The sequence below is a fragment of the Marinobacter sp. M3C genome (genome assembly GCF_023311895.1).
GTDB lineage: Bacteria > Pseudomonadota > Gammaproteobacteria > Pseudomonadales > Oleiphilaceae > Marinobacter.
The window spans coordinates 1,532,155-1,557,811 of the sequence record NZ_CP092284.1 but is presented as its reverse complement, the minus strand read 5'-3'; the positions used below and the strand labels follow the sequence as shown (position 1 = coordinate 1,557,811).

Genomic DNA, 25,657 nt, shown 5'->3' with positions numbered 1-25,657 from the left:
CTTTAGGTGTTTTTAAAAACGGGGACTAGTCCCCATAAAGCTTAACGGCTTGATAGCGTAAAAACACTGACCTGTGTGGCAACTTTGTTCGGAAACAGGTGTTCGCTGTTTTTCGGCCACAAAAATGCCCGCACTGGGCGGGCATTTTTGTATAACGGATAAGGGACGGATTTGAAATCCGTCCCTGGTTTTACCTGCTTAAGCCAAATTTTTGTTCACGAAGTCCCAGTTTACCAGCTTCCAGAAAGCAGCTAGATAATCTGGACGTGAGTTGCGGTAATCCACGTAATAGGCATGTTCCCAAACGTCGACCGTCATCACCGGCTTGTCTGCGCCAGTCAGCGGGGTCTCTGCGTTGCTGGTGTTTGCAATGGCAACACTGCCGTCGGCTTTCTTAACCAGCCATGTCCAGCCAGAACCGAAGTTGTTGGCGGCTTTGTCGTTGAATTCTTTTTTGAAGGCATCGAAAGAACCGAAGGCTTTTTCAATGGCGTCTTTGGCTGCGCCGGTTGGCTCGCTGCCGCCTTTGGGGCTCAGGCAGTGCCAGTAGAACGTGTGGTTCCACACCTGGGCTGCGTTGTTGAACAGCGGGCCGCTGGCGCTTTTGATGATGTCTTCCAGCGACTTGTTGGCGTCGTCGGTACCGTCAACCAGGCCGTTCAGCTTGGTGACATAGGTGTTGTGATGCTTACCGTAGTGATAATCCAGAGTTTCCGCGGAAATGTGCGGTTCCAGAGCGTTTTTTGCGTACGGCAGTGCAGGTAGTTCAAAGGCCATGAGGTCGTTCTCCGTTTTCTCTCGATTTTATATGGATAGCTTTGTTATCAGAGCTTCGTTATCAATGCTTCGCTACAACTACTAACTATAGGTCCGCTTTGAGCCAGATCAACCCTTTGAAATTAAGGAACTGTTAAATTCCGGGCAACCGGGCAAAAATTGAGCGCAATTAAGCACGCGCCACACCAGCTCTTGGTAACTGTCGGCCAGAATATTCACGTGGCCCAGTTTGCGACCAGGTCGCTCCTGTTTGTTATACAGGTGAACATGGGCGTAGGGCAGTTGCAAAATTCGTTCGATCTCGCCGTGCTCGCCAATAATGTTGATCATGCAGCTAACGCCTCGCGGTTCTACGTTACCCAGAGCGTGTCCACTAACGGCACGTACATGATTTTCGAACTGGCTGGTCATGGCGCCTTCTATGGTCCAGTGCCCGGAATTGTGCACTCTCGGCGCCATTTCATTCGCTACCAGGCCGTTTGTCGTTTCAAACAACTCAAGCGTTAATACGCCCACGTAGTCCAATTCGGTCAGTAAGCCGCGGATATAGTCTTCTGCTTCGCTTTGCAGGTGGGGTTGTAATTTTGGCGCAGGGGCAACTGAGTAGCGCAGAATGCCCTGATGGTGGTCGTTATCCGCCATGGGGTAAAACGCCACATCGCCGCACTCGGCGCGCACGGCAATAATCGACAGTTCGCGGCTGAAGTCGACAAACTTTTCGACCATCAGGCGTGGGTGGCCGATGCTCTGCCAGGCAGCGACGGCGTCTTCCGGGCTCTTCAATACGGCCTGGCCTTTGCCGTCGTAGCCTTCGGTGTTGGACTTGGCGACGACCGGGCAGCCCAGTTCTTTAGCGGCGGCCCGCAGGGCTTCAGCGCTGTCTGCGATTTTCCATTGCGGTGTAGGAATCCCCAGCTGGCCAAACAGTGTTTTTTCAGCTTCGCGGTTCTGACATATCTGTAATGCGCGCGGGCAGGGATGCACGGTGGTTTTCGCGGCAATGCGTTCTGCCACTTCTACCGGCAGGTGTTCAAATTCGTAAGTTACGCGGTCAACCTTGCTCAGAAACTCGTCCAGCCTTTGGCCTTTGGGGTCGCTGATGGTTTCGCCTATGCCGGCACTGGGGCTGCCAGACATATCGTAGAATACAAACTCTTTGGCCAGTGGGTAACCTGCCAGGGCGAGCATTCTTCCCAGTTGGCCGGCGCCTAGTACGCCAATTCTCATTTGTTTTCTCCTGTCATTTTGGTTCGCAACTTAATTTGAGTGCTGCCCCATCCGTGCTGGCTGGCTTCTGTGCTGAATTCATTACAACATCGTGCGTTTCGGTGAAAATCTGCTCATTGATTCTGGCGCTACCGTTACGGAACCGACGGATCCGGGTTGTCCAGAATCGTTTGTGTTTGCGTGCTGCGGAATTCGTCAACAGCTTGGCGCACGGTCTGGTCAAAGGTGCCGATAATCTGCGCGGCGAGCAAACCCGCGTTGGTGGCGCCGGCGTTGCCGATGGCCAGGGTGCCCACGGCGATGCCGCCAGGCATTTGTACGATAGACAGCAGTGAGTCCAGTCCGCTCAGGGCCTTGGACTGTACGGGCACGCCAAGCACCGGTAAAGAGGTCTGTGAGGCTACCATGCCCGGTAGGTGGGCTGCACCGCCGGCGCCGGCTATGATAACTTTCAGGCCGCGGTCGGCTGCGGTTTTGGCGTATTCGAACAGCAGGTCGGGGGTACGGTGGGCGGAAACGACTTTGGTTTCATAGGCGACGCCAAGCTTGTCGAGCATGTTGGCGGCGTTTTCCATGGTGGGCCAGTCGGATTTGGAACCCATGATGAGTCCTACCAGCGGTTGCATAAGCAACAATCCTTCGATGATTGGAAAGCCGGCTATTGTATGATGTGGCCCAAAGCCATGCAATCAGCGCGGCGTAAGCGCAGAACAGCGACTCAGTTAAGGACCCGATATGGAACCTATTCGACCAGATAACGATGAATTAAGAGCCGAGCGGCCGGATAGCCCAATGGGCTCTGCGAGGGCTGCGGGCAGCGCCAAACCTGCGCCAGCCAGCCAGAGCAAGCCGACGAAGGCCCCTGAAACCCCGAAAGCCGCGGCCGGTAGCGGGTCGAAAGGCAGCAATAATGGCAAGGGCGGAGCAGGAATTTTGTGGCTGCTGGTTATTGTGTTGGCGTGTGTGGCCGTTGGCGGCTGGTACATTCAGGGCCAGCGTATTCAAGCGCTGGAAAGCCAGGTGGAGGAAGCCGACAGCTGGGTACGCCAAAGCAAGCTGGCGCTGGCGCGATTTGAGGGTACCTTGTCTGAGACCGGCGAGAACCTTCAGGAAGCCGGTGTATCTTTGGATGAGCAACTGGCGTCACAGAAGACGCGGCTGGATAACGCCGATAGTGAAATTCGTAAACTGTGGGTTATTGCCAATGAGCGTAACAAGCAGCAGTTAGAGCAGCAGGCGGCGGCGATTAGCGAACTTGAAACGGCACTTGGCAAAAATCGCAACGATTTGGTGAGTGTTCAGACCTCGGTGGCGAGCGCAGAAACGGCTTTGAGTGAAGCCGTAAAACGGCAACAGAGCGAGCGCGCCGAGCTTGCGGCCCAGGTAAGTGCTGTTCAGACCAGTGCATCGTCGCTTAAAACGGAGCTGGCTGCGGCAAATCAGAAAACTGAGACCTTAGCCAAGAGCGTTGACGAACGCATTGCAGCGCCCATCCGCCGTTTTGAGCAAGAACAGAAACTGACCACTAGCAGTATTGAAAGCCGTATTGCCGCCCTGGAAAAAAAGGTCACAAGCACAACCAGTGGTAACGGGCTGGATACCGTGCAGATGGAAATCGCCGGGCTGAAAAAAACCGTTGAGGTGATTGATTCGTCGCGCTCGCAAATGACATCGCGCCTGGTGCGATTGTCGCAGGAAGTGAATGACGTGCAGGCGAAGCTCGCAGGCCAGTAGACAGATCGGTAAATAGGTCAATGAATGAACGGATTTCCGGCGTGACGGCTTTTTAAGGGAATTTTAGGCAAAACATTTGACACCGGGGCAGAAATACTTAGAATGCGCAGCTCACTTGTTTGAGACACATTTGCCAAGTGGCAGATGCAAGCAGTGAATCTTTGAAAGGCCAAAGCGGGCGGTTAGCTCAGCTGGGAGAGCATCGCCCTTACAAGGCGAGGGTCACTGGTTCGATCCCAGTACCGCCCACCACTTAACTTTCAAAGATCTGTCAGGCACACTACCTGACATTGCATTCGGGTAAATCCGGATGGCTGCGGAGCGGTAGTTCAGTTGGTTAGAATACCGGCCTGTCACGCCGGGGGTCGCGGGTTCGAGTCCCGTCCGCTCCGCCAACTATCTGGGTGGTTAGCTCAGCTGGGAGAGCATCGCCCTTACAAGGCGAGGGTCACTGGTTCGATCCCAGTACCACCCACCATATTTGAAAAACGGGCAGCCCCATTGAGGCTGCCCGTTTTTTATGCGTGACGATAACCGCCGGCGTTAGGCGCCCAACAGAGACTGCCCGCAAACCCGCACCACATTGCCGTTTAGGCCACCCGACCCCGGACTGCAAAGCCAGCTGACGGTTTCGGCCACATCCACAGGCTGCCCCCCTTGGGACAGGCTGTTTATGCGTCGCCCAGCTTCGCGAACGCCTATGGGCATGGCGTCTGTCATTTTAGTTTCAATAAATCCGGGCGCAACTGCGTTTATGGTGGTGCCGTTTTTGAGCTGCCGAGCCTCAGCCTGTACATAGCCAATAAGCCCGCTTTTTGCCGCGGCGTAATTGCTTTGCCCGCGATTGCCGGCAATACCGCTAACCGATGACAGGCACACAATGCGCCCGTTAGCGTGCAATAACTCATGCCGTTGAATTCTTTCGGTAATAGCCATGGCCGCTGTCAAATTCACACTGATGGCCGCGTTCCAAGACTGCTCTGGCATATTGCCCAGGGTTTTGTCGCGGGTAAGGCCGGCATTGTGAATCAGCAGGTCCACGCCACCGAGCTGCTCAATAAACGTGGCTATCAGCTGGGGCGTATCGGCTTCAGTAATGTCCAGCGCCAGGGCATGGCCTTTCAGGCTTTGCATCTGTTGTTGTAATTCTTGCCGCGCGGCGGGCAAGTCCACGCCGATGACGGTAGCGCCGTCGCGGCTTAAGGTTTGTGCGATGGACAGGCCAATACCGCGGGCTGCGCCGGTCACCAGGGCCAGCTTGCCGGTGAGAGGCGCCACAGGGTTGGAGGCTGCTGTGCTGGTACTTTTATCGATCTGGGTAACCTGTCCGGACACATACGCTGATTTTGCGGACAGAAAAAACCGTAGGCTGGTGTTCAGGTTATTTTGGGCGCCAGTGGCTACCCTTAGCAGGTTTGCAGTGGCACCTTTATTGCCAATCTCTTTCGCGACGCTGCGCACGAACCCTTCTAAAGCCTGTTGTGCCGCCGCATGGGCCGGCTTACGGCAATTTTTTACGGGCTGGCCTAGCACTACTACGCGCCCGTGCTGAGCCAAGCTTTTTATACTGGCGTGAAAAAACTGATACATCCCGCTCAGCTCTTCGGGCGTGTTGATGCCGCTGGCGTCAAACACCAGGGCAGAAAAATGGCCAGGCTTGCTCAGCGGCAGAACCATGGGTTTCGTCCGGTTTCCAGCCTTGGCTGAATCCACCAGACGTTTATCGCCGCTGGCGTGATAGAGCGTAGCCGCACTGGCGCCCAGTGTTCGCCCAACCTCGGAAATCAGCTTCCCGCCGCCTGCGGCGCCCAGCAGAACATCACCTTCAATGAATGGCTGGTCTACTCGTTTTAGCCGCCGCAAAGGTACCGGTGAGGGCAAGCCCAAGGTATTGGCTGCGGTTTGGCCGAGTGAGGTGTTGATCAGCTTGAAATACAGATCCGACATGGCAGTGATCCTCTGGCGATGATGACGTTTCCTTTGAGCAGGTGATGTAAATCATACTCCTTTTGGGCATAGCCCCAAGGATGCTGCTGGAGGGGATTGGCAAGGGGTCGAGCCGGCTCGCGCGATTTATGGCTCATTGCTAATTTAGCCTTTGACACCGGGGCGCTCAATCCGTACTATGCGTTTCACGTTGATTAGAGGCAGAGAAAAAAGCCTTTAGTAAACAAACAGTTTGATGCGGGGTGGAGCAGTCTGGTAGCTCGTCGGGCTCATAACCCGAAGGTCGTAGGTTCGAATCCTGCCCCCGCTACCACATCTAAAAAGCAGATCAGTAAATCACTGGTCTGCTTTTTTTTGCTTGTCAAAATTCCGCCATGCCTTCAGCTTGCCCTGCTTGCGACCGGCTGCTCTAGTTGCTATTGGATAGGCTGGCCTGTGATCATTTTCTCAACTGCTATGTCATGGGCTTTCTCTACCATTAACAGGTGGTGGAGCAGTTTGGCTTCCATTGGCATGTAATAGTAAAAGCCCTGAACGTAGTCAGCGCCGTGCCGGATGGTAATATTACTTTGCTCGTGATTTTCGATACCCTCAACAATCGTTTGCACACCCATTTTGCTGGCAATGCTAATAATTCCCGCCAAAAATTGGCTTTTTTTTGCGTTTGTCTCGATGTCGGCCACAAAACAACGATCAATCTTAAGCTTGTCAATTTTCAATCGATGCAGATACTCAAGCGATGAATATCCGGTTCCAAAGTCATCCAGCGCGAATTGGATGCCCATGTTACGAATTTTTTGGATCACGGGAACGCTTCGCTCGAAATCGATAGCAGCATTATCTTCAGTGACCTCAAGGCATATCTGACGGGCTGGAATGTGACGGCTGAGCAAATGTGCTTTAAGAATATTCGGTAGTTGCTCACAAATCATGGATGGGTTCAGATTGATCGATAAAAATCCGTTAAAATTCATTGTTGAGAATAAATGTGCAGACTCCAAAGCTGCTTGACGCAAAATCCAGATCCCCAAGTCCTTGCCCAGGCCGTTTTGCTCACAAATATTGACAATCTGGTTGGGCGGGATGTCAATTTCATCATTTAAGCGGCCTCGTAGAAGAACTTCAGCACCGGCAATCCGGGTACTGAACATCGCCGTCACGATGGGCTGATACACAAGCCAGAGTTTCAAATCGCCCTTGTTGTGACGAAGCAGTTTGACCAATTCCCGTAAAATTTCAGCCTTGGTATCAAATGCTAAGCGCATTTCGTCGTCGCTTATACGGTAGTTGATCTGTTTTTCAAGGGCATAGTTAAGCGCTCTAAGAGCGTTACGGTGGCGCGTATGCCAGCATCGAGTTGCATGGTTGTCGTTAACAGCAGGGTCTATGCCCGCAACGAAGCGGATAGGAACCTTGGTATTGCCTATCGTCCATTCAAAATTAGCTCGATTTATCAGTTGATCGATAATAGGTCCACTGTTATTCGGTGAGCTATTTTTCTTAACAATGACAAATTCGCAGTAAGACGTATGAATCAGTAAATCGTGCTTTTGAATGCTGTTGCTTAACTGCTTCGCACAGAGTTGAACTAACGTATCGGCCTCTGCGCCGCCGTGTTCTGTCAGGATTTGCTGGGAGTTTTGAATCTCTACGGCAATGTAAGTATCTGATTTTTTGACCACATATTTACGCTGCAGGTAGTTGCGGTTATAAGTTCGTGTAATTGGATCTATTACGAATTGTTTACGTAAGTAAGTCAGAGCAAAAGCGTAATAGATAAGCACACCCCAGAGCATGACTAGCAACCCTACTTTTATAATCCGGAGTTGGCCCAGGTCCCTGTCATGCTGCTCGGTTATATCGCCGCTTTCACCGCCTATTAAGTTTTCGACTACCAGCTGTCTGATGTCCACGTTGATGCCGTTCCATCGTTCACGGACAAGCGCCAGCGTGGCAGTGTCTGAGGTGCCGCCAGCAATGTCCGCAACTGGCGGGCTCAGTTGATTAAACCGGGTATAAAGATCCTCAATACTCTCTGTATTAGAGCCAAGGCGCCGAAGTACAGATACCTCTGTGCTATTTAAAAGATAAGTAAAGCGACTCCACAAAATGTCATAGTGGATCTTCAGCAATAATGGGTTTGCAAGTTCTGAATCTACCAGTAACAGATATCTGTCAAACATATTGGCTTCGTCACGGAACTGTGTTAAGCCCCACGAGGCTAAGCGGATATCTTGCAACGACACGTAGTTGCGTTCGCGAGCGTTCAGATTCATAAAACTGGACGCAATAAATAACAGTGCCAGGCAAACGAAAACGCCGACAGTTATTTTGTGGGAAAACAGCCGGTGTAAAACGCTAGAGCTCGACCAGATCACTGTGACTCTCCAATAATAATATCGCTAAGTTGCCAAATCATTAGTCGATAAAAATTTTCGTTTTCAAGATCTGGCCTCTTGTTCAGCGGGAGAATGATCCAGAACGGCCCACGATCCCTGATCGACATCGGAAGGTCGTTCTTTCTTGTCGCCACGATGGCGTCGGCGTGTTTTAGCTTGCCGAACGTGGTTTGAATGGAATAGTTGTTGAGTGCAATAAGTTTTATAGGTGTACTTTCCTTTGGCTCGGCACTGAATGCAGCCGCTAAAAGATCCGCAAGGAGTGGGCCGCTGAACGTTTTCGTCCCTGGAAAAAAAGGTGAGTGGGTGGTGATGCGTTGTTGTGACAAGGCGTCCACTTTCCCCAGAGACCAGGATTGTACTAATCCGGTTGAGCTTTTTGAAATTTGGAGGCTTACCTCAGGGGCTTGAGCTCTCGCAACAAACGAGCAACATAGAAAAAATACCCCGAGTACTACAAAAAATACAGTGAGATTTCCTTTGTATTTTTTGATGAATGTAGGTGTTTCCATGTTGCTCACGCTAACCTCGCCCTTAAATCCTAAAAAAATTGATAGTTACAATACATTAAAATAGTACGTTTTTCTCTTCCATTCGATCCAGAGTCGGAAATTTTTAATTTTAGAAATTTGGAACCGTTTTTATCGGTATAGACTCTAATTATTGTATAATAATCAGTAGTTTGTTTTTATTTTTGTGTTCTAGAGTGATTTTTCAGCCATGATTTTAGATCGAAAAAAAGATTTCGAATATAGAATTTTGTCAATTTTTTTCTGTTTTAAAATTTTTTACGCATTAATAGTAATATTAAATCCAACTATTATTGACAGAATAGGTTTAGAAACACTACATTTTCACTGTAAAAAGGCCCCAGGAAAAGTTGGCGTGAAAATGCAGCTATGATGTTGATCAAAGGTGGCAAGAAGTCTGTTGATACAGGTCGGCCAGTTTCGACAAAGGTGCCGAGAGCGCCTATGTTCTATTCGCAAGTTTTTTACGAGTTGCCTATCCCAGGTTTCATTGTAGATGTCGAAGCCGGTAGCAAGATCGTCGATGCCAACTGGGCGGCAGTCGATGCGTTCGACACAACGCCGTCAAAAATTATCGGTTCTGCATTTCCTGAGTTGTTTGTTGTTAATTCCCCGGACAGTTGTCTCGACCACGACCAGTTGCCTTCAATTGGCAGCGAATTTACCTGCCATTTCATGGCATCAGGTTTACAGTCTTCCATCGAAATTTCGGGTGTCTCACGTTTTGATATCGATGGAAAAACGTTCGCCACTATACTTTTCCGCCTTAAAAAACTGTCCGACTGGGTTCAGGCAGACTTGCAAGAACGAATGTTTCTGGATATTCAATCAGGCTTGCCGAATGGCTTCGCGGCAAAGCGCAAGCTGGAAATGTTTGGTCAGACAGGCTTAAGGCAGTCTAGAATTTATGCGGTCGCCATTTTTTCACTTGAAAACTGGCAGCAAACTAAGGTGCTGCCAGAGGTCAGAGTTGCTGCCATCATTTTAAAGTTGGCGCTGCGTATAAAACTTTGGGAGGAGCGCGGCGTTTTCTTGTCACGTCACGAAAAAAATGGTTTTCTTATTATTCTTCAAGACCGGGCAGACTATAAAAAGATCCTGGAAAATATTTTTGGCGACTTGTCAGAGCCCGTGGTGTTAGAAGGCAATACCTACACTTTCCCGGTAAATGCGGGTGTTTATGTCTGGAGTGTTTGGGAGCCCCCCGTGGCGCTCGAAATGCTGACCAAGGCCCGCGAGGCCCATTACCAGTCATTACTGATTGGTCTAAACAGGTGGTGTTTTTACAGCGAGGGCAAAAATCGCAAGGACTGGCAAGAAGTTGAAGGCAGGCGTATTACCGATGCATTTCGCCGCGGGGACTTCTGTCTGTACTTTCAGCCTTTGATGCAATTTAACTCTGCAGTTCCCCATAGTGCAGAAGCATTACTGCGCTGGAATGACCCAGGCAAGGGCATTAAAGAGCCTGTTGAGTTTTTGGCCAAATTAAAAAGCCTACCTATTTATGACGATATCAGTCTTTGGGTATTGGACCTGGCGCTTATCACGCTAGAGCGTTGGTACAAGTCCGGTCATTACACAAAGCTGTGTATCAATATTGAAGCAGAGCAGTTGGCGAAACCTGAGTTCGTTGAGCGAATGTTGATTGTCATGAATGGGTTTTCGTCCAGAGCCTTCAGTTTTCTCAGTATTGATATTGTAAATAGTAGCAAGCTAGCTGATTTTGGTGCCTTGGTGTCCTCACTCCGAGCACTTGGCGTTTACGGGGTGGATTTCTCAGTTGATGATTTTGTTTTCAGCGATGCTCAGCTGTTGGAAGCCAAACCGGTTTCGGTACGGTCGTTAAAGATAGCCCGCCACTGTCTGAAAAACCTGGAGCACAATTTAACTGACATGCGTTTGGTGCGAAACGTAGTTTGCCTGGCCGCTCGGCACGGCGTAACCGTGTATGCCAAAGGCGTCGAGCGCTCCGCTCAACATAACGTATTGAAAGCTTTGGGGTGTGACGGTGTGCAGGGTCATTTGCAGTCGGGCCCCCTGGTGGAAGCCGGCTTTTTGAGTTACTTGGCGACATGCGGTCAACCAGAAAATGCCGCCGAAGATGCTGAGTATCTGAAAGGTTTCTCAGAGGCTTTGTCTAATGCCCGTCGTATGCTTCAGGATAAAATTTGGGCCTGCCTTAATACCTGCAATATTCATCTAATTTCAGAATCTGTGCTGCAATCGTTGCTGATCACAATGAGTGACATTGAAGCGAGAGACTGTTTAACGGACGAAGGAATAAGCAAGGTTAAAGCAGCCGAACAAGCTGCGCGTCACACACTGAAATTGACCAGAAAAGCAACAACACTGTCTTCTACTGACGACGGTGAGAAGAGGGATAGGCTGCTGCTCAGAATTCTTGTTTCGCTTAGTGATCTGGTTGTTGCTCTTGACAACATTATTGAGTAAGCCGCAAGGGGTGGGGTGATCATATGCAACACAGGTACAATCAGGCGTCGGCGCTGCTAGGCCTTGCTATTCTATTGTTATCTTGCGCTTTGTACGTTCTTTTTCTTGAAAGGCTTTATATTCTCGCCGTTTTTCTTTTACTAATGGATTTGCTGATAGTGTACCTGGTGCTAGGTCTGATTAAACAATTTGCCAAGGATGACACCGAAAAAAATAAATTTTATCCGGTGAGGGCGAGCAATAAAGACATTATTCTGAGTGTGAGAATAAGTGAAGACGAATTGCTAATCAGAGCAGATCGTCCTTTTTATTAAGTTGTACCCAGCGAAATCCTGCCCTCAGGCCGTCTTTTTACCCGGTACGCTGCCGTCGCTTTCCTGATTGTAGAAAAACTGTGCCTGTAGGGTTTCAAATCGGTGCTCCAGCGCACGCAACCGTTGCCGGTGTGCTGCCTCACTTAGAATGTCTTCTAAATCTTCGTGGGAAAGGGTCTCAAGAATTTCGTAAATCTGCATTCGTATGACCGAATCTTCATCCGTTACGTTGTGATTAAAGGCGGCGGGGCTGGCTGAGTTGTCGCGCATCATTTGGCCTTCGCCATACAGGAGCCAGTCTAAAGAAGCACCTTTGGTTTTCGCGCACTCTACGCACAGTGCGTAAGGAACCGCTGCGCGTTGCCTCCAGGAGCTTAGCGTTTGTGGACTGATCGCGAGCGCTCGCGCTAGGTCAGCGTCCCGCTCGACGCCAAAAATCTTCTTCATCCTTGAAAGTACGATATCTACCTCAGAACTCATACTTTTCATACGTATCTCTTTTGTATCGTCATAATTATTGACAGTTCCGGCAGCATGGTACTAATATCAAGTACAAGCGGGGGCTGTCATTGCGATTTTACTTTAACTTGTTCGTCTGTTGAAAATCAAAACTGTGTCACACTTTTGTTATATGCATATATATATTAATATTTTGTAATTTACATCCGGTTCGTTGCACGGGTTGCATTTAGGATGCTCGTTTGTTTTAGAGTCTTATATCGAGAGGGTAGCACATGTTACGCAATACAAGGCTGAACAAAAAGCAACCACGCTGCAGTACAACTTTGGATTCTGCGTATTCTGCGTACGAAAGCACCCTCAAAGGCGTTGCGGTTTACAGTCGCAGAACGGATTTGGTCGGATTCGTGTTTGCCTTGGAAGGGGCAGAGTATGGTGAAGAGCCCGGTGAGCAAGGCCGCGAAGCGCTGTCGGTTGCCAGCCTGAACGAGGCGGTGGCCGGTTTAGAGCGAGTATTGTCAAGCTGCAGTTCTGCTAACAGCCTGTCGAGGCCATCGGGTTTATTTCGGTACGCCCAGATCATACTAAAAATTAATGTACGTCTGCTACTCGTTGAACGTTTCTGCCGCTTGCTTGCAGAGGCTTCAGAAACGCTTACCTTGGCGGGCTACAACCTTTCAGTTGCGGTTGACAGCAATAATCTTTTGTTTGTGCGTGAATATCGAGAGCTGCGGCAGATCATGTTCTTGTTGGCCGATGTGGGTGTCGATTTCACTCTTGAAAACCCGGCGCATGAAGCAGGCTTACCGGCGCAGATTACGGCCTTGGAAGGCGCTTTTTCTTCCGTGTCGATAACCCCGCAGTGGTTGGGTATTCATCAGTCGGAAGATATGCTGGACTTGTCGCATTACATGGCGGCCGTAAGTCGACTGAGTGTTCTGATTCATGAAAAAGGCAAACACGTCATTTACGATGGCGTTTCAAACAACTGGCAGCGCTCGTTTGTGACGTCGCTCCCGGTCAGACTGTACACAAGCCCTGGCAGCTCAGACGACATTTGTGTTTGATGGTAGGCCAAGCCCTTCAGTACCACCTTCATCAAAATCAAAGCAAACCATCTTGACTTGACCGTCTGTAAATACTACTTTTGCACATGTTAAAGAAAATTGTACGCTAATGGAGTAGGAGCAGATGGGTGGCATCCGTAAGCACTTAATGCAAATGGCGGAGCTATTTGCAGACTTTGCGAAAAACCACTCGAGCGTTGGCGGGCAAGGCCCATCACACGCTGGCTTTGCAAACCAGGACCTGTCTGCAAGGCATCTTATGCTGCAAAAGTGGAGCGGCCTAGAGCACAGCAGCATTTCCGACAACACCTTCGGTGACGGCTCCAATGTGGACGGCAGTGGGGCAGAGCCCGAAACGCTGGGAAACTTTGAAGCTTTCGATCCCCAAACCTAGGAGATTGTTTGATGCACCAAGCGCTTAGAAACGCTGCGGAAACATCCGTGGCGCAAACGGGTTCTGCAGAAGGCATTGCTGTATTACTGGAGCGACCCCCCCGCCGTGCGACCAGTGGTAAACGGCGCCTTCTGCAGATTTTAGTTGCCGCACTGGTGTTGCCAGCATCGCTGGCCCAGGGGCAAAACGCACTGTCAGAACAGGAGTTTTTGGACTACCTGCGTAGCCTGTCTCAGCCTGCCGGCAACTCAGAGCCGTCCGCGGCCCTGCAGCGGCGAATGTCCACCCTCGGACTGGGCATGATGGCGGTACCGCCGCCCAACGTGTCCACCTTTGGCATCAACAGCGGTTTTGGCCTGCCCGGGGGTTCCATGTTTGCGGCCGGCGCCATAACCGACGTGCGTGACCGCGTTCAGGGCTCCAGCATGGACGGTTCAGGCGCCGTGGGCTTGGGTTTCGGCGATGCCAGTCAATCGATAGGCGCAGATTTAAGCGTTGGTATTCTAAGTGTAGACCCAAACGACTTTGGCGAAGACGGCAACGTCAGCGCCCGGGTGTTTCGTCAGTTACCAGGATTTGGCAGCAGCGGCATCAGCAGTGTCGCCCTGGGTGTGGCTAACGCGGCAAGCTGGGGTTCTGCCAAAAACATCGACAGCAACTACTTCATTGCCGGCTCTACCATCATCGACATCAGCCTGAGCGCCTCCGGTTACCTGCCGCTGATGCTCAGCGCCGGTTATGGCACTGGCGTAAAAAATCTGGAACGCGACCCGGCCGGCTTTTTTGGCGCCGGCATTGGCTTCACCTCACGCTTCTCTGCCAGCACATCCTGGAGTGGCGACGAGGTCATGGTAGGCCTGGGTATTCGCCCATTCCTGCGCTACAACAGCCAAATAACACTCGGTATGGGCGATGTCACCAACCGGCTGGATGGCCGCCGCTGGATTATCACCGGATACTGGTTTTGGGAGGACTTATTTTGAAACCTAATCAGGCGTTACACACCGTCATTCTGTTGGTACTGGCCTTTGGCGCCGGGCTTGCCCGCAGCGGGGAAGTATCGGTTATTCCACCCACCGCCATCATAACCCCGCCAATGACCATAACCCCGCCAACGATTGTTATTCTGCCAGTTAGCCCGCCCTCGGCTGCCGCAGCTCTGCAGCGCCTGCAGGCAGTTGTTGCCTCATTCCCGCTCAGTGCTATGAGCACCCAGGGCCTGCAGCAGGCCGCCAATTTAGTGACGCAGGCGCAAGCGGCCGGCACCCTAACGCCAGCGGAACAAAACGCGTTGGCTGACCTAGCAAATAATATTCAAAACGAATTGTCCGGCCGTTAGCCGATCGGGAAAATCCTTAATATGAATACTAATGCTACAAAAAAACACGAAAATCCGATTTTTGTTACTTGTATAGAGTATTTTGATCGGTATACTTTGTACTCCAATTGAGGTTCCAAATGCTTTACTAGGAACTACTCAGCGCAACAACGGGGGCGCGGCATGGCTTGGTACGTGGTTCAGTACAAACCGCTGGAAGGCGACAGAGCATTCGTTAATTTATCGCAACAAGGTATCGAATCCTTTTTCCCGAAAATTACCGTGCAGCGCATCCGCAACCTCAAGCGTACCTGGGTTGAAGAGCCACTGTTCAAAGGTTACCTGTTCATCAACATGCAGACGGAGGATCCGCTTTGGTCAAAAATACGCTCAACCCGTGGCGTCAGCCGCGTAGTCATTTTTGGTGGGCGCCCGGCCGTGCTGGCAGACACCATAATGCAGCAAATACAGAAAACTTTGGACGGCATCAATAATCAGGACGGCCTTCAAAAGGGCCAGGAGTTGAAGCTTGAAGGTGGCCCGTTTAGCGGTATCAACGCCATTTTTCAAAGTTATGACGGCGATGAAAGAGCCATCGTGCTGATCACCTTTATGCAGAAGCAACAAAGGGTAAAAGTGCCGCTGTCGGCCTTAGCGTCGGCTTAGTATGGGCATAGTACACGCATAGCGTCGCTCAGCCGGTAAACACATTGCAGTAGCGAATTTTTGAGCAAAAACCTGCGATTGTGCCGGTTTGCATTTCCTTGATGGAATCTTTTTTGTCCTAGGCCGGTGAAAACCGTGCGGTAGCGTGCCCAGTCAAAAAGTTTCAACCAGTCGGATATATTCCTTAATGATACGAAATTTTGTGATCGGCTTATTTGCGTGTGTCGTGCTGTCGGCCTGCACCATCATACCGGGCAGCCATTTGTCAGTACCGGCGCCCGAAAATTCCGGCAGCGATCAAGACCTAAGCCAGCAAGTAGACGTCTACGCCATTACCCCGCAGCTGGTGGCCACTATGGTAAAACCCGGCAGCGACCAGCCCGTCGTAGACAACGGGCTGAACAAGCAAATAAAACAGTACGATTACATCGTCCGCCCTGGCGATAATCTGAATATTACGCTGTACAGCCACTCCCAGATCAGTAGCGGGCAAAGCCAAAGTGCAGAAGGCGATGTCGCGGCCAGTGGTTACTACGTCCACCACGACGGCAACATTATTTACCCTTACCTGGGCGCCGTACCCGTGGCCGGGCTAACTACCATAGAAGTCCGCCAGGAGCTGACGGAAAAACTGCTGCAATACTTACAAAAGCCGGTGCTAGACGTAACCGTTACCAACTTCCGCTCCAGCAGCGTGTACATCACCGGTGCGGTGGGTAGCCCTGGCAAGCAGTACCTGTCTAACGAAGCCATGACCCTGTTCGAAGCCGTCACCCTGGCTGGCGGGCTTAGCAAAAACGCTGACTGGACCAACGTAACACTGATTCGTGACGGGCAATCCATACGCTATTCCCTGCGCCTGCTCTATGAAAATGGCGATAGCCGCCAAAACGTATTGCTGCGCCCCAACGACGCAATACACATCGCCACAGACGACGCCGCCAAAGTGTTTGTGCTGGGCGAAGTAGGCCGGCCGCAAACTATTAGCCTCGGCCGCACCGGCTTAACCCTGGCCGACGCGCTCACCCAGGCCGGTGGCTTCAGCCAAACCACCGCCGACGCCAGTGGCATCTTTGTGGTCCGCCGCGCCGCGCCTGACAGCGGCATACTGGCCCAAGTGTTTCAACTCAACGCCAAAAACGCCATCGCCTTGGTGTTGGCAGATCAGTTTATGCTGGAAAAACGCGACATTGTGTACATAACCGCCGCGCCGGTTGCGCGCTGGAACCGGATTATTGCCCAGCTGCTGCCCACCGTTCAGCCGCTTTTCCTGATCAACGCAATTAACGACAATCTTATCAATAACGAGTAATAATGATGCACCTTAACAGCGTGCTGATGGTGTGCGTCGGCAACGTTTGCCGCAGCCCTCTGGCGGAGCACCTGCTGCGCTCAAAGCTTTGCCCTGGCAGTGGCGTTACCGTGGCATCCGCCGGTTTGCGCCCGCCCCTAGGTTCGCCGGTGCATCCGATTGTGGAAGAACAATTGCAAAGCCGCGGATTAACCGCCGCAGGCTATCGCGCCCGCCAGGTGAACTCGGAACTGCTGCTGCAGCACGATGTGGTACTGGTGATGGAACCGGCCCACATAGACCTATTGCACAGGATAGAACCGCTGGCCCGCGGCCGTATATTTCTGCTGGACCACTGGGGCGAACAACAACCCATACCCGACCCAGTACGCCAGCAGCGCGAAGCGTTTGACCACGTTGACCAATTGATTGACCAAGCCACCAACGCCTGGCTTAGCTACCTGGACACCCCCGTTAATGAGTGAACAACCCAACACCGCTGCACCCCAAGACCAACAAGTCGACTTACTGGCCCTGCTAGGCCTGCTCTGGGACAGCCGCTACTGGATTATCGCCATCGCGGCACTGGGCGCAGGTATTGCGGCCATATACGCCAGCAGCCAAACTCCGATCTACAGCGCCAACGCGCTGATTCAGGTAGAACCCGGAAACTCCGGTGTGCTGTCCGTGCAAGATCTGGGCAGCCTGCGCGGCGCCGGCTCCGGTGCCGCCGCTGAAATAGCCTTGATTGAAAGCCGCTTCGTACTGGGGCAGGTGGTAGACGAGCTTAGCTTGAACGTATTCTCCGCCAAACATTATTACCCCTTCATTGGCAAATTCATGGCCTCGCGCTTTAGCGGTCCCGCCGGCACCCTGGCCGACCCCCTTTACGGCGAAGGTTACGCCTGGGGTGGCGAACAGCTGGAATTGGCACGCTTTAACGTGCCACCACAGGCGGTTGGCGGTGCTTTAACCTTACAGGCGCAAAGTGCAAACACCTGGGCTTTGTACCCCGGCAGCCCCGACAACTTTGACCGCCGCACCGCCGGCGCACCGCTGTTAACCGGCACCGTGGGCGAACTGGCCGAAAACAACGGCTTTAGTACCTTAGTGCAAACCCTTGTAGCTCACCCCGGCACCTTATTCCAGGTACAAAGCCAGCGGCGCCAAAACGCCATCTTAGGTCTGCAAGGTCGCCTCAACATTGCCGCGGGGCGAGAAGGGTCCGGCATGCTGCGGTTGTTCCTGGAACACCCAAACCCCGCCGTGGCCGAATCCATCCTGAACGCCGTGGCCGCCCTCTACGTTAAACAAAACATCGAGCGCAGCAGCGCGCCCATCGTGCAATCGCTGAACTTCCTGCGCGACACCCTGCCGGGTGTAAGAGAAGACCTGGAAGCCGCTGAAACACGCCTGAACAACTATCAGATTCGGGCCGGCATCATCGACATCAGCGCCGAAGTCAGCGTGGTATTCAGTGAATCCGTGCGCCTGCAACAACAACTGACCGAGCTGAAATTCCAGCGCCGCGACATTCAGGGCAAATACCAGCCCGATCATCCAGCCTATCAAGACTGGTTGTTCCGCATCGCCGAAACGGAAGCCCGTCAGCAAGAACTTGAAAAAGAAATCGCCCGGCTGCCACAAACCCAGCAGGAACTCATTCGCCTGCGCCGCAACGTGGCACTGGGTAACGACATTTACCTGCAAATGCTGTCAAAAATTCAGCAGCTAGACATCGCCAAGGCCGGCGCCGTAGGCAACACCCGCGTAATAGACCAAGCCGTATCCAGCTCGGGCCCCATCAAACCCCGTAAATCGATGATCACCCTGATCGGCCTGGTGGCGGGCATTATCGCCGGCTGCTTACTCACACTGGGCCGCGCAGCCTTTAACCGCGGCGTAGAAAACCCCGAAGTAATTGAAAAAATGGGTCTGCCGGTCTACTCCGGCGTGCCGTTTTCCACCACCCAGCGAAAACTGGAATCCAAACGCCGCAAAAAATCCGACCACGGCGACGAAAAATCCCAGCTGTTAGCGGTGATCAACCCGGCAGATTCAGCGGTTGAAGCCCTGCGCAGCCTGCGCACCAGCTTGCACTTTGCCATGTTGGGGGCCAGCAACAACGTACTGATGATCACCGGGCCCAGCACCAACGTCGGCAAAACCTTCCTATCCACCAACCTGGCGGTGTTAATGGCGCAAAGCGGCCAAAAAGTCCTGCTGATAGACGCCGATCTGCGCCGCGGCACCTCCCACATCACGATGGGCGTGCCCAACGGTAAAGGCCTGTCGGCGGTACTGCTGGGCAACGCCAGTCTGGAACAAGTGGTGCGCAACACCGGCGCCAACACGCTGGACTTTATCTCCCGCGGCTCGGCCCCGATCAGCCCCTCGGAACTGTTAATGGGTAAAGGCTTTGCTGATCTGTTAGAACAGGCTTCCAAACAGTATGACCTGGTGATCATAGACACCCCGCCCATACTTGCGGTAACCGACGCAGCCATTGTCGGCAAATACGCCGGCACCACCATGCTGGTCACCCGCTTTGGGTTGAACCCCGCCAAAGAAATCGACCTGGCGCGCAAACGCTTCGAACTTAACGGCGTCACCATAAAAGGCGTGGTGTTCAACGCCATCGTCAAGAAAGCCTCGGCTTACGGTTATGGCAGTTACCGCTACTATAACTACAACTACAAATCCGAAAAAACTAAGTAAGAAAAACACTATGAACATACTGGTAACAGGCGGCGCCGGCTTTATCGGCTCCGCGGTGGTGCGGCACATCATCCGCAACACCCCTCACAAGGTCGTGAACGTGGATGCACTGACTTACGCCGGCAATCTAGACAGCCTGGCCGACACCCTGCACAGCGAACGTTACCGCTTTGAACACCACAACATCTGCGACCGTGCGGTCATGGACGCGGTGCTGAACAGCCATCAGCCCGACCTGATTATGCACCTGGCGGCGGAAAGCCACGTTGATCGCTCTATCGACGGCCCGGCGGAATTCATCGGTACCAACATCGTTGGCACTTACACCCTGCTGGAAGCCACCCGCCAATACTACAACAGCTTGAACGGCGACAAAAAAGCTGGGTTCCGCTTTCATCACATCAGCACTGATGAAGTCTACGGCGACCTGGAAGGCACCACCGACCTGTTCACCGAAACCACCCCTTACGCCCCCAGCAGCCCGTACTCGGCCAGTAAAGCCAGTTCCGATCATTTAGTACGCGCCTGGCACCGTACCTATGGCCTGCCGGTGCTGATTAGCAACTGCTCTAACAATTACGGGCCTTATCATTTTCCGGAAAAACTCATTCCGCTGATGATTCTGAACGCCCTGGAAGGCAAGCCTCTGCCGGTGTACGGCCAGGGCGAACAAGTGCGCGACTGGCTGTACGTGGAAGACCATGCCCGCGCCCTCTATAAAGTCGTCACTGAAGGCCAGGTGGGTGAAACCTACAACATTGGCGGCCACAACGAAAAACGCAACATAGAGGTAGTACACACCCTGTGTGACCTGCTGGAACAACTGGCCCCCGCCAAACCCAAAGGCGTAACCCACTACCGCGACCTGATCACCCACGTAACCGACCGCCCGGGGCACGACCAGCGCTATGCCATAGACGCCAGCAAAATCCAGCAGCAACTGGGCTGGGTGCCAGAAGAAACGTTTGAAACCGGCCTGCGCAAAACCGTGCAGTGGTACCTGAACAACACAGACTGGTGCCAGCGCATCGCCAACGGCAGCTACCAGCGTGAACGCCTGGGAGCCAGTGCATGAACATCCTGCTACTGGGCAAAAACGGCCAGGTAGGCTGGGAATTGCAACGTGCACTGGCGCCCTTGGGTTCGGTGGTGGCACTGGGCCGCGAAACCGAAAACGGCCTTTGCGGTGATTTAGCCAACCCCGAAGGCCTGCAGCAAACCATTCAAACACTGCGCCCCAGCGTGATTGTAAACGCCGCGGCCTACACCGCCGTAGATGCCGCCGAACAAAATTCAGAGCTGGCCCACCGCATAAACGCCACAGCCCCCGGTGTACTGGCCGAAGTTGCCAAAGCCGTAGGCGCCTTGCTCGTACATTATTCCACCGATTACGTGTTTAACGGCGCCGGCGACTTGCCCTGGCAAGAACACCACAGCACCCACCCGCTAAACACCTACGGCGCAAGCAAACTGGCCGGTGAACACGCCATACAACAGGCCGGCGGCCACCACATGATTTTTCGCGCCAGCTGGGTGTACGCCCGCCAAGGCCGCAATTTTGTCAACACCATGGCTAACCTGGTGCAGCAAAAGCCTAGCTTGAACATAGTGGGGGACCAAATTGGCGCGCCCACCTCGGCAGAACTGATTGCCGACATCACCGCCCACTGCCTGCGCACCCGCCGCGCCGGCATGATCGACAACGGCGTTTACCACCTGACCGCCAGCGGCGACACCAGTTGGTGTGATTACGCCCGCTACATCGCCGAAACCCTGCAAGCCCTAGGCGCCCCGGTCACCGCAACGCAGCAGTCCATAATGCCGATCGCCAGCGAACACTACTCTACGCCGGCCCAACGCCCGCTGAATTCACGCCTGAACACCCAAAAGCTGCAAACCCGTTTTGGCCTAACCTTGCCCCACTGGAAGTTAGGCGTGACGCGGGCACTGATGGAAATAGTGAAACACCCTATATGCTGAAACAACTGCTAGAACTCTACCGCCTTCTGACCAAACAACAGCGCAAAAAGCTCATCAAACTTCAGCTGTTAGTTGTATTGATGGCCTTCGCTGAAATTGCCGGTGTGGTGTCCATCGGGCCATTTATGGCTTTGGTCGGCGACATGAGCCAACTGCAAGGCGATGGCCGCCTGGCGCAGATTTACAACGTCACCGGCGCCAGCTCGCCAGAGCAGTTTTTGTTTTGGGTAGGCATTGGAGTAATGGGCCTGCTGACACTGGCGGCCGTTATTTCAACAATTACTACGTGGCGCATGTTGATGTACGGCGCGCGGATCGGCGCGGAAATGAGCACCCGCTTGTATCGACATTACATGCATCAGCCCTGGTTGTTTCATGCCAGTGGCAGCAGCAGTGAATTGACCAAGCAGATTATGGGGGAGTGTGGTCGGGTTACAGGGGGCATTATTAATCCCTTTATGCAGATGAACGCAAAGCTGGTAATGGCCATCTTGATGGCCGTTGGCATATTTTTGTACAACCCCACCGTGGCGATCACCGGCATCGCTATTTTTTCCACAGCTTACTGGTTGTTGTTTTACATCGTGCGCAAACGATTAATGGCCAACGGCCAAACCATCAGTCGCACCCAGAAAGCAAGATTCAAATTAATGGCCGAAGGCTTTGGCGGCATAAAAGACACGCTGCTATTAGGCCGGCAGCCAGATTTCATCAGCCGCTTTGCTAAAGCCAGCAGCCAATTCGCCCACGCCCAAGGCACCAATGGGGTGATGAGCCAGGTGCCACGCTTCGCCATGGAACTGGTGGCCTTTGGCTGCGTGATCTTCTTGATCCTGTATTTGCTGACTAGCCACCAGGGTAATTTGGGAACTATTCTGCCGGTGTTGTCCGTGTACGCACTGGCAGGCTTCAAACTGCTGCCCGCGTTTCAGCAGATTTACAGCAGTCTATCTGGAATGCGAGGCAATATGTCAGCCTTCGAAGCCATAAAAGGCGACCTGCAAGCCAGCGCAGTCAACGAATCTGTAGAAGCGAAAACGGCTCAACAAACAAGCAATACGCACCTGGTTCCTAAAACCTCCATTCAGCTCACAAACGTGACGTTCGCCTACCCAGGCAAGAAAAACCCCGCGCTGAAAAATCTGGATATCACTATATTCGCTAACAGCGTGATTGGCCTGGTAGGTTCTTCCGGCTCTGGCAAATCCACCGCTATTGATTTGGTACTGGGCCTGATGCAGCCCGAACAAGGCCAGTTATTAGTAGATGGCAAGCCCATTACCAAAGACAACCTGCGCGCCTGGCAGAACACCCTGGGCTTTGTACCGCAATCCATCTTTCTGGCGGACAGCAGCATTCGCGAAAACATCGCCTTCGGCCTGCCTGAACATGAAATAGACGACCAAAAGGTCCGCAGCGCCACCAAAATGGCCCACCTGGAAGAACTGGTCCAGGAGCTGTCAGACGGCTTGAACACACGAGTAGGGGAGCGCGGTGTGCAACTGTCCGGCGGCCAGCGTCAGCGTATAGGCATCGCGAGAGCCCTATACCACGACGCCGAAGTGCTGATTCTAGACGAAGCCACCAGCGCTTTGGACGGCATTACCGAAAAACTGATCATGGACGCCATCCACGATTTCGCCGGCCAAAAAACCATCATCATGATTGCCCACCGCCTGGCCACCGTAAAGCAGTGCGACATCATCTATTTATTAAGCAAGGGCACCGTTGTGGATGCCGGCACCTACACCCAACTGACTGAAAGAAACCAGATCTTCAAGCACATGGCACAGCACGCGTAACCGAACGACACCTGCAACTAACCACTCAGGAACATCCATGAAAGGCATTATTCTGGCCGGCGGCTCAGGCAGCCGCCTGTACCCCATCACCCGTGCTATCTCCAAACAACTGCTGCCAGTGTACGACAAGCCGATGATTTACTATCCACTGTCGGTGCTGATGCTGGCGGGCATTCGCGAGGTGTTGATTATCACCACCGCCGAAGACCAGGCGGGTTTTATACGCCTGCTAGGCGATGGCGCACAATTTGGCGTGAACATAAGCTACGCTGTTCAGCCAAGCCCAGACGGCTTGGCGCAGGCGTTCATCATCGGTGAAGAGTTTATAGGGCAAAGCAGCGTGTGCCTGGTACTGGGTGACAACATCTACTACGGCCAAGGTTTTAGCGAACTATTGCAAAGCGCCGCAGCGCGCCCACGCGGTGCTACCGTGTTTGGATACCGGGTAACCGACCCAGAACGCTTTGGCGTGGTGGAATTTGATGAACACCGGCGCGCTATCTCTATCGAAGAAAAGCCCACCAAGCCAAAATCCCATTACGCCGTGACCGGCCTGTATTTTTACGATAACGACGTAATCAACATCGCCAAAGCGGTTAAGCCCTCCCACCGCGGCGAACTGGAAATCACCAGCGTAAACCAAGCCTACCTCCAGCGGGGGGACTTGAACGTTGAGTTATTAGGGCGCGGTTACGCCTGGCTAGACACCGGCACCCACGACAGCCTGCACGAAGCCTCTAACTTTATTGAAACCCTGGAAAAGCGCCAGGGCCTGAAAGTGGCTTGCCTAGAAGAAGTGGCCTGGCGCATGGGCTACATCACCACCCAAAAACTGCTGCAGCAAGCCGACGAACTGAAGAAAAACGGTTATGGCGCCTACCTGAAGCAACTGGCCGAGCAGGAAGGCTGATATGAAAATAATCAGCACCGCCATACCCGATGTAAAAATACTGGAGCCAAAAGTCTTCGGCGACGATCGCGGTTTTTTTATGGAAACCTGGAACGTCGAACTGTTCAGTTCGCTGGGTATAAACGCGAATTTTGTACAAGACAACCACAGCCGCTCGGTGAAAAACACCCTGCGCGGCCTGCACTACCAGATCAAGCAGCCCCAGGGAAAACTGGTGCGAGTTACCCGCGGCGAAGTCTTCGATGTAGCGGTAGACCTGCGCAAAAGCTCACCCACTTTTGGCCAGTGGGTGGGCGAATACCTGTCGGAAGAAAACAGACGCATGATGTGGGTGCCGCCAGGCTTTGCCCACGGCTTTCTGGTGACCAGTGACGTAGCAGATTTTCAATACAAGTGTACGGATTTTTATGCGCCAGAGTATGAGCGCACAATTCGCTGGGATGATGCAGATTTGAATATCCAGTGGGGGCCAGAAAAAACAGACGACCTGCTGCTTTCAAAAAAAGATGAGCAAGGTAAATGGTTTGCGCAAGCCAGAGCTGAAATTGAGGGATACGCCTGAATGATACCTGTCACAAAGCCTTATTTACCCAGCCGCGAAAAGTTCGACAATTATCTGGATGGCATTTACGAGCGTCAGTGGCTTACGAACAACGGTCAACTGGTACAGAAACTGACTTCTCGATTGGAGGAACATCTGGGGGTAGAGAATCTGCTACTTGTTGCTAACGGCACTCTGGCGCTTCAGGTTGCCTATCGTGTACTGGGTGTAAGCGGTTCAGCTTCAGGTCAAAAGCCAGAAGCGATAACCACCCCCTTTACTTTTATCGCTACCGCCAGTTCTCTTAAGTGGGACGGAGTAGAACCTGTTTTTGTTGATATCGACCTAGAAACCTGGTGTCTCGATCCACAAAATATTGAAGCCGCAATTACACTCAATACTCGAGCAATTGTTCCGGTTCATGTTTTTGGTAATGCGTGCGATGTCGAGAAGATTGAGGCCATCGCCCAAAAACACAACCTAAAAGTCATCTACGATGGCTGTCATGCGTTTGGCGTAAGGTACAAAGGCGAAAGCCTGCTCAAATGGGGAGACGCCGCCACCTTGAGCTTTCATGCTACCAAGCTTTTCCACACTGGAGAGGGTGGCGCCATCATCTTCAAGCGCAAGGAAGACCTGGAACGAGCGAAGAAGATGATCAACTTCGGCATTACCGGGCCGGAGGCCATTGAAGAGCTGGGCATCAATGCCAAAATGAACGAATTACAGGCGGCAATGGGGTTGTGTGTTCTGGATGAAATCGAACAAATCAGCCGAGATCGCAAAGCCGTTACTGATACCTACGACCGGCTTTTTGAGGACAACCTTCAAAAGCAGAGCATTCAAACTGGTGCGAGCTACAACCATGCCTACTATCCGGTAGCATTGGAAAACGAGGCTCAGGTAGTCGAGCTTCTGTCCTCGCTTCGTGATTCGGGCGTTCTTGCGCGCCGTTATTTTTATCCATCCTTGGATTCAGTAGGTTCTCTGGATGCACATTCAACGGCTTGTTCTGAATCCAGAAAACTCTCTGAACGCATTGTTTGCTTGCCAATTTATTCCGGGCTGAAGACTGAAGAAATTGAGATGATATCCAAAAAGGTTCTGGAGGTTACTCGGTGACAGTTCGGCC

At 52.5% G+C, this 25,657-nt stretch carries 23 protein-coding genes and 4 tRNA genes; 20 read left to right on the top strand and 7 right to left on the bottom strand.

Translation table 11 applies throughout. The features are described from left to right. Positions 1–198: 198 nt before the first annotated feature. From MIH18_RS07050 to purE, 3 genes are all read right to left on the bottom strand, one after another. Positions 199–777: a Fe-Mn family superoxide dismutase gene (locus MIH18_RS07050; RefSeq protein WP_249014211.1), complete on the bottom strand. Its 579-nt coding sequence runs from the start codon at positions 775–777 to the stop codon at positions 199–201. A 108-nt stretch (positions 778–885) separates the two neighbouring features. Next, the gene (locus tag MIH18_RS07045) at positions 886–2,004 is read right to left on the bottom strand and encodes a 5-(carboxyamino)imidazole ribonucleotide synthase (RefSeq protein ID WP_249014210.1); all 1,119 of its coding nucleotides are present in this window, start codon (positions 2,002–2,004) and stop codon (positions 886–888) included. A gap of 134 nt (positions 2,005–2,138) precedes the next feature. Beyond that, on the bottom strand, positions 2,139–2,630 hold the full coding sequence (gene purE, locus MIH18_RS07040; RefSeq protein ID WP_249007923.1) for a 5-(carboxyamino)imidazole ribonucleotide mutase: 492 nt from the start codon (positions 2,628–2,630) through the stop codon (positions 2,139–2,141). A 109-nt stretch (positions 2,631–2,739) separates the two neighbouring features. Here purE and MIH18_RS07035 point away from each other — a divergent pair, with 109 nt between their 5' ends. From MIH18_RS07035 to MIH18_RS07020, 4 genes are all read left to right on the top strand, one after another. Beyond that, positions 2,740–3,738 carry a hypothetical protein gene (locus tag MIH18_RS07035; RefSeq protein ID WP_249014209.1) on the top strand — a complete coding sequence of 333 codons (999 nt, stop codon included), beginning with the start codon at positions 2,740–2,742 and terminating at the stop codon, positions 3,736–3,738. 176 nt (positions 3,739–3,914) lie between these two features. Beyond that, a tRNA-Val gene (locus MIH18_RS07030) sits at positions 3,915–3,990 on the top strand. A 66-nt stretch (positions 3,991–4,056) separates the two neighbouring features. Next, positions 4,057–4,133: transfer RNA gene (locus MIH18_RS07025), tRNA-Asp, on the top strand. A gap of 7 nt (positions 4,134–4,140) precedes the next feature. Beyond that, positions 4,141–4,216 (top strand) — tRNA-Val (locus tag MIH18_RS07020). Between the two features lie 65 nt (positions 4,217–4,281). Here the strand turns inward: MIH18_RS07020 and MIH18_RS07015 are convergent. Beyond that, positions 4,282–5,685, bottom strand: a complete 1,404-nt coding sequence (locus MIH18_RS07015) for a 3-oxoacyl-ACP reductase (protein WP_249007925.1) — start codon at positions 5,683–5,685, stop codon at positions 4,282–4,284. 236 nt (positions 5,686–5,921) lie between these two features. Between MIH18_RS07015 and MIH18_RS07010 the strand changes: the two genes are divergently transcribed. Beyond that, positions 5,922–5,998: transfer RNA gene (locus tag MIH18_RS07010), tRNA-Met, on the top strand. Between the two features lie 103 nt (positions 5,999–6,101). Here MIH18_RS07010 and MIH18_RS07005 read toward each other — a convergent pair. Continuing rightward, entirely contained in the window at positions 6,102–7,961 is a 1,860-nt protein-coding gene (locus MIH18_RS07005) for a GGDEF domain-containing phosphodiesterase (protein ID WP_249014208.1), read from the bottom strand. A 98-nt stretch (positions 7,962–8,059) separates the two neighbouring features. Continuing rightward, on the bottom strand, positions 8,060–8,605 hold the full coding sequence (locus MIH18_RS07000; protein ID WP_249007939.1) for a hypothetical protein: 546 nt from the start codon (positions 8,603–8,605) through the stop codon (positions 8,060–8,062). Between the two features lie 378 nt (positions 8,606–8,983). Here MIH18_RS07000 and MIH18_RS06995 point away from each other — a divergent pair, with 378 nt between their 5' ends. Beyond that, entirely contained in the window at positions 8,984–11,065 is a 2,082-nt protein-coding gene (locus MIH18_RS06995; RefSeq protein WP_249007940.1) for an EAL domain-containing protein, read from the top strand. A gap of 338 nt (positions 11,066–11,403) precedes the next feature. Here the strand turns inward: MIH18_RS06995 and MIH18_RS06990 are convergent, their stop codons facing one another. After that, positions 11,404–11,868 carry a helix-turn-helix domain-containing protein gene (locus tag MIH18_RS06990; RefSeq protein WP_249007941.1) on the bottom strand — a complete coding sequence of 155 codons (465 nt, stop codon included), beginning with the start codon at positions 11,866–11,868 and terminating at the stop codon, positions 11,404–11,406. A 245-nt stretch (positions 11,869–12,113) separates the two neighbouring features. Between MIH18_RS06990 and MIH18_RS06985 the strand changes: the two genes are divergently transcribed. From MIH18_RS06985 to MIH18_RS06920, 14 genes are all read left to right on the top strand, one after another. Then, a complete protein-coding gene (locus MIH18_RS06985) occupies positions 12,114–12,905 on the top strand; it encodes a hypothetical protein (RefSeq protein ID WP_249007942.1) in 792 nt (263 codons plus the stop codon). A gap of 124 nt (positions 12,906–13,029) precedes the next feature. Continuing rightward, on the top strand, positions 13,030–13,299 hold the full coding sequence (locus MIH18_RS06980) for a hypothetical protein (protein WP_249007943.1): 270 nt from the start codon (positions 13,030–13,032) through the stop codon (positions 13,297–13,299). 11 nt (positions 13,300–13,310) lie between these two features. After that, the gene (locus MIH18_RS06975; protein WP_249007944.1) at positions 13,311–14,282 is read left to right on the top strand and encodes a hypothetical protein; all 972 of its coding nucleotides are present in this window, start codon (positions 13,311–13,313) and stop codon (positions 14,280–14,282) included. After that, positions 14,279–14,638: a hypothetical protein gene (locus MIH18_RS06970; protein WP_249007945.1), complete on the top strand. Its 360-nt coding sequence runs from the start codon at positions 14,279–14,281 to the stop codon at positions 14,636–14,638. Before MIH18_RS06975 ends, MIH18_RS06970 begins: the two co-directional genes overlap by 4 nt. A gap of 162 nt (positions 14,639–14,800) precedes the next feature. Then, complete coding sequence (rfaH, locus tag MIH18_RS06965; RefSeq protein ID WP_249007946.1) at positions 14,801–15,283, top strand: transcription/translation regulatory transformer protein RfaH; 483 nt, start codon at positions 14,801–14,803, stop codon at positions 15,281–15,283. A 187-nt stretch (positions 15,284–15,470) separates the two neighbouring features. Then, a complete protein-coding gene (locus tag MIH18_RS06960) occupies positions 15,471–16,595 on the top strand; it encodes a polysaccharide export protein (RefSeq protein WP_249007947.1) in 1,125 nt (374 codons plus the stop codon). Positions 16,596–16,597: 2 nt separating this feature from the next. Continuing rightward, positions 16,598–17,059 (top strand): low molecular weight protein-tyrosine-phosphatase, encoded by a 462-nt coding sequence (locus MIH18_RS06955; protein WP_249007948.1) that lies wholly within the window; start codon positions 16,598–16,600, stop codon positions 17,057–17,059. After that, a complete protein-coding gene (locus tag MIH18_RS06950) occupies positions 17,052–19,292 on the top strand; it encodes a polysaccharide biosynthesis tyrosine autokinase (protein ID WP_249007949.1) in 2,241 nt (746 codons plus the stop codon). The genes MIH18_RS06955 and MIH18_RS06950 overlap by 8 nt, the downstream gene beginning before the upstream one ends. 10 nt (positions 19,293–19,302) lie before the next feature. Beyond that, a complete protein-coding gene (rfbB, locus tag MIH18_RS06945; RefSeq protein WP_249007950.1) occupies positions 19,303–20,367 on the top strand; it encodes a dTDP-glucose 4,6-dehydratase in 1,065 nt (354 codons plus the stop codon). Next, the gene (gene rfbD / locus MIH18_RS06940; protein WP_249007951.1) at positions 20,364–21,272 is read left to right on the top strand and encodes a dTDP-4-dehydrorhamnose reductase; all 909 of its coding nucleotides are present in this window, start codon (positions 20,364–20,366) and stop codon (positions 21,270–21,272) included. The genes rfbB and rfbD overlap by 4 nt, the downstream gene beginning before the upstream one ends. Next, on the top strand, positions 21,266–23,074 hold the full coding sequence (locus MIH18_RS06935) for an ABC transporter ATP-binding protein (RefSeq protein ID WP_249007952.1): 1,809 nt from the start codon (positions 21,266–21,268) through the stop codon (positions 23,072–23,074). Before rfbD ends, MIH18_RS06935 begins: the two co-directional genes overlap by 7 nt. 37 nt (positions 23,075–23,111) lie before the next feature. Then, a complete protein-coding gene (gene rfbA, locus MIH18_RS06930; RefSeq protein ID WP_249007953.1) occupies positions 23,112–23,984 on the top strand; it encodes a glucose-1-phosphate thymidylyltransferase RfbA in 873 nt (290 codons plus the stop codon). 1 nt (position 23,985) lies between these two features. After that, on the top strand, positions 23,986–24,546 hold the full coding sequence (rfbC, locus tag MIH18_RS06925) for a dTDP-4-dehydrorhamnose 3,5-epimerase (RefSeq protein WP_249007954.1): 561 nt from the start codon (positions 23,986–23,988) through the stop codon (positions 24,544–24,546). Next, complete coding sequence (locus MIH18_RS06920) at positions 24,547–25,647, top strand: DegT/DnrJ/EryC1/StrS family aminotransferase (RefSeq protein ID WP_249007955.1); 1,101 nt, start codon at positions 24,547–24,549, stop codon at positions 25,645–25,647. The last annotated feature ends 10 nt before the right edge of the window (positions 25,648–25,657 follow it).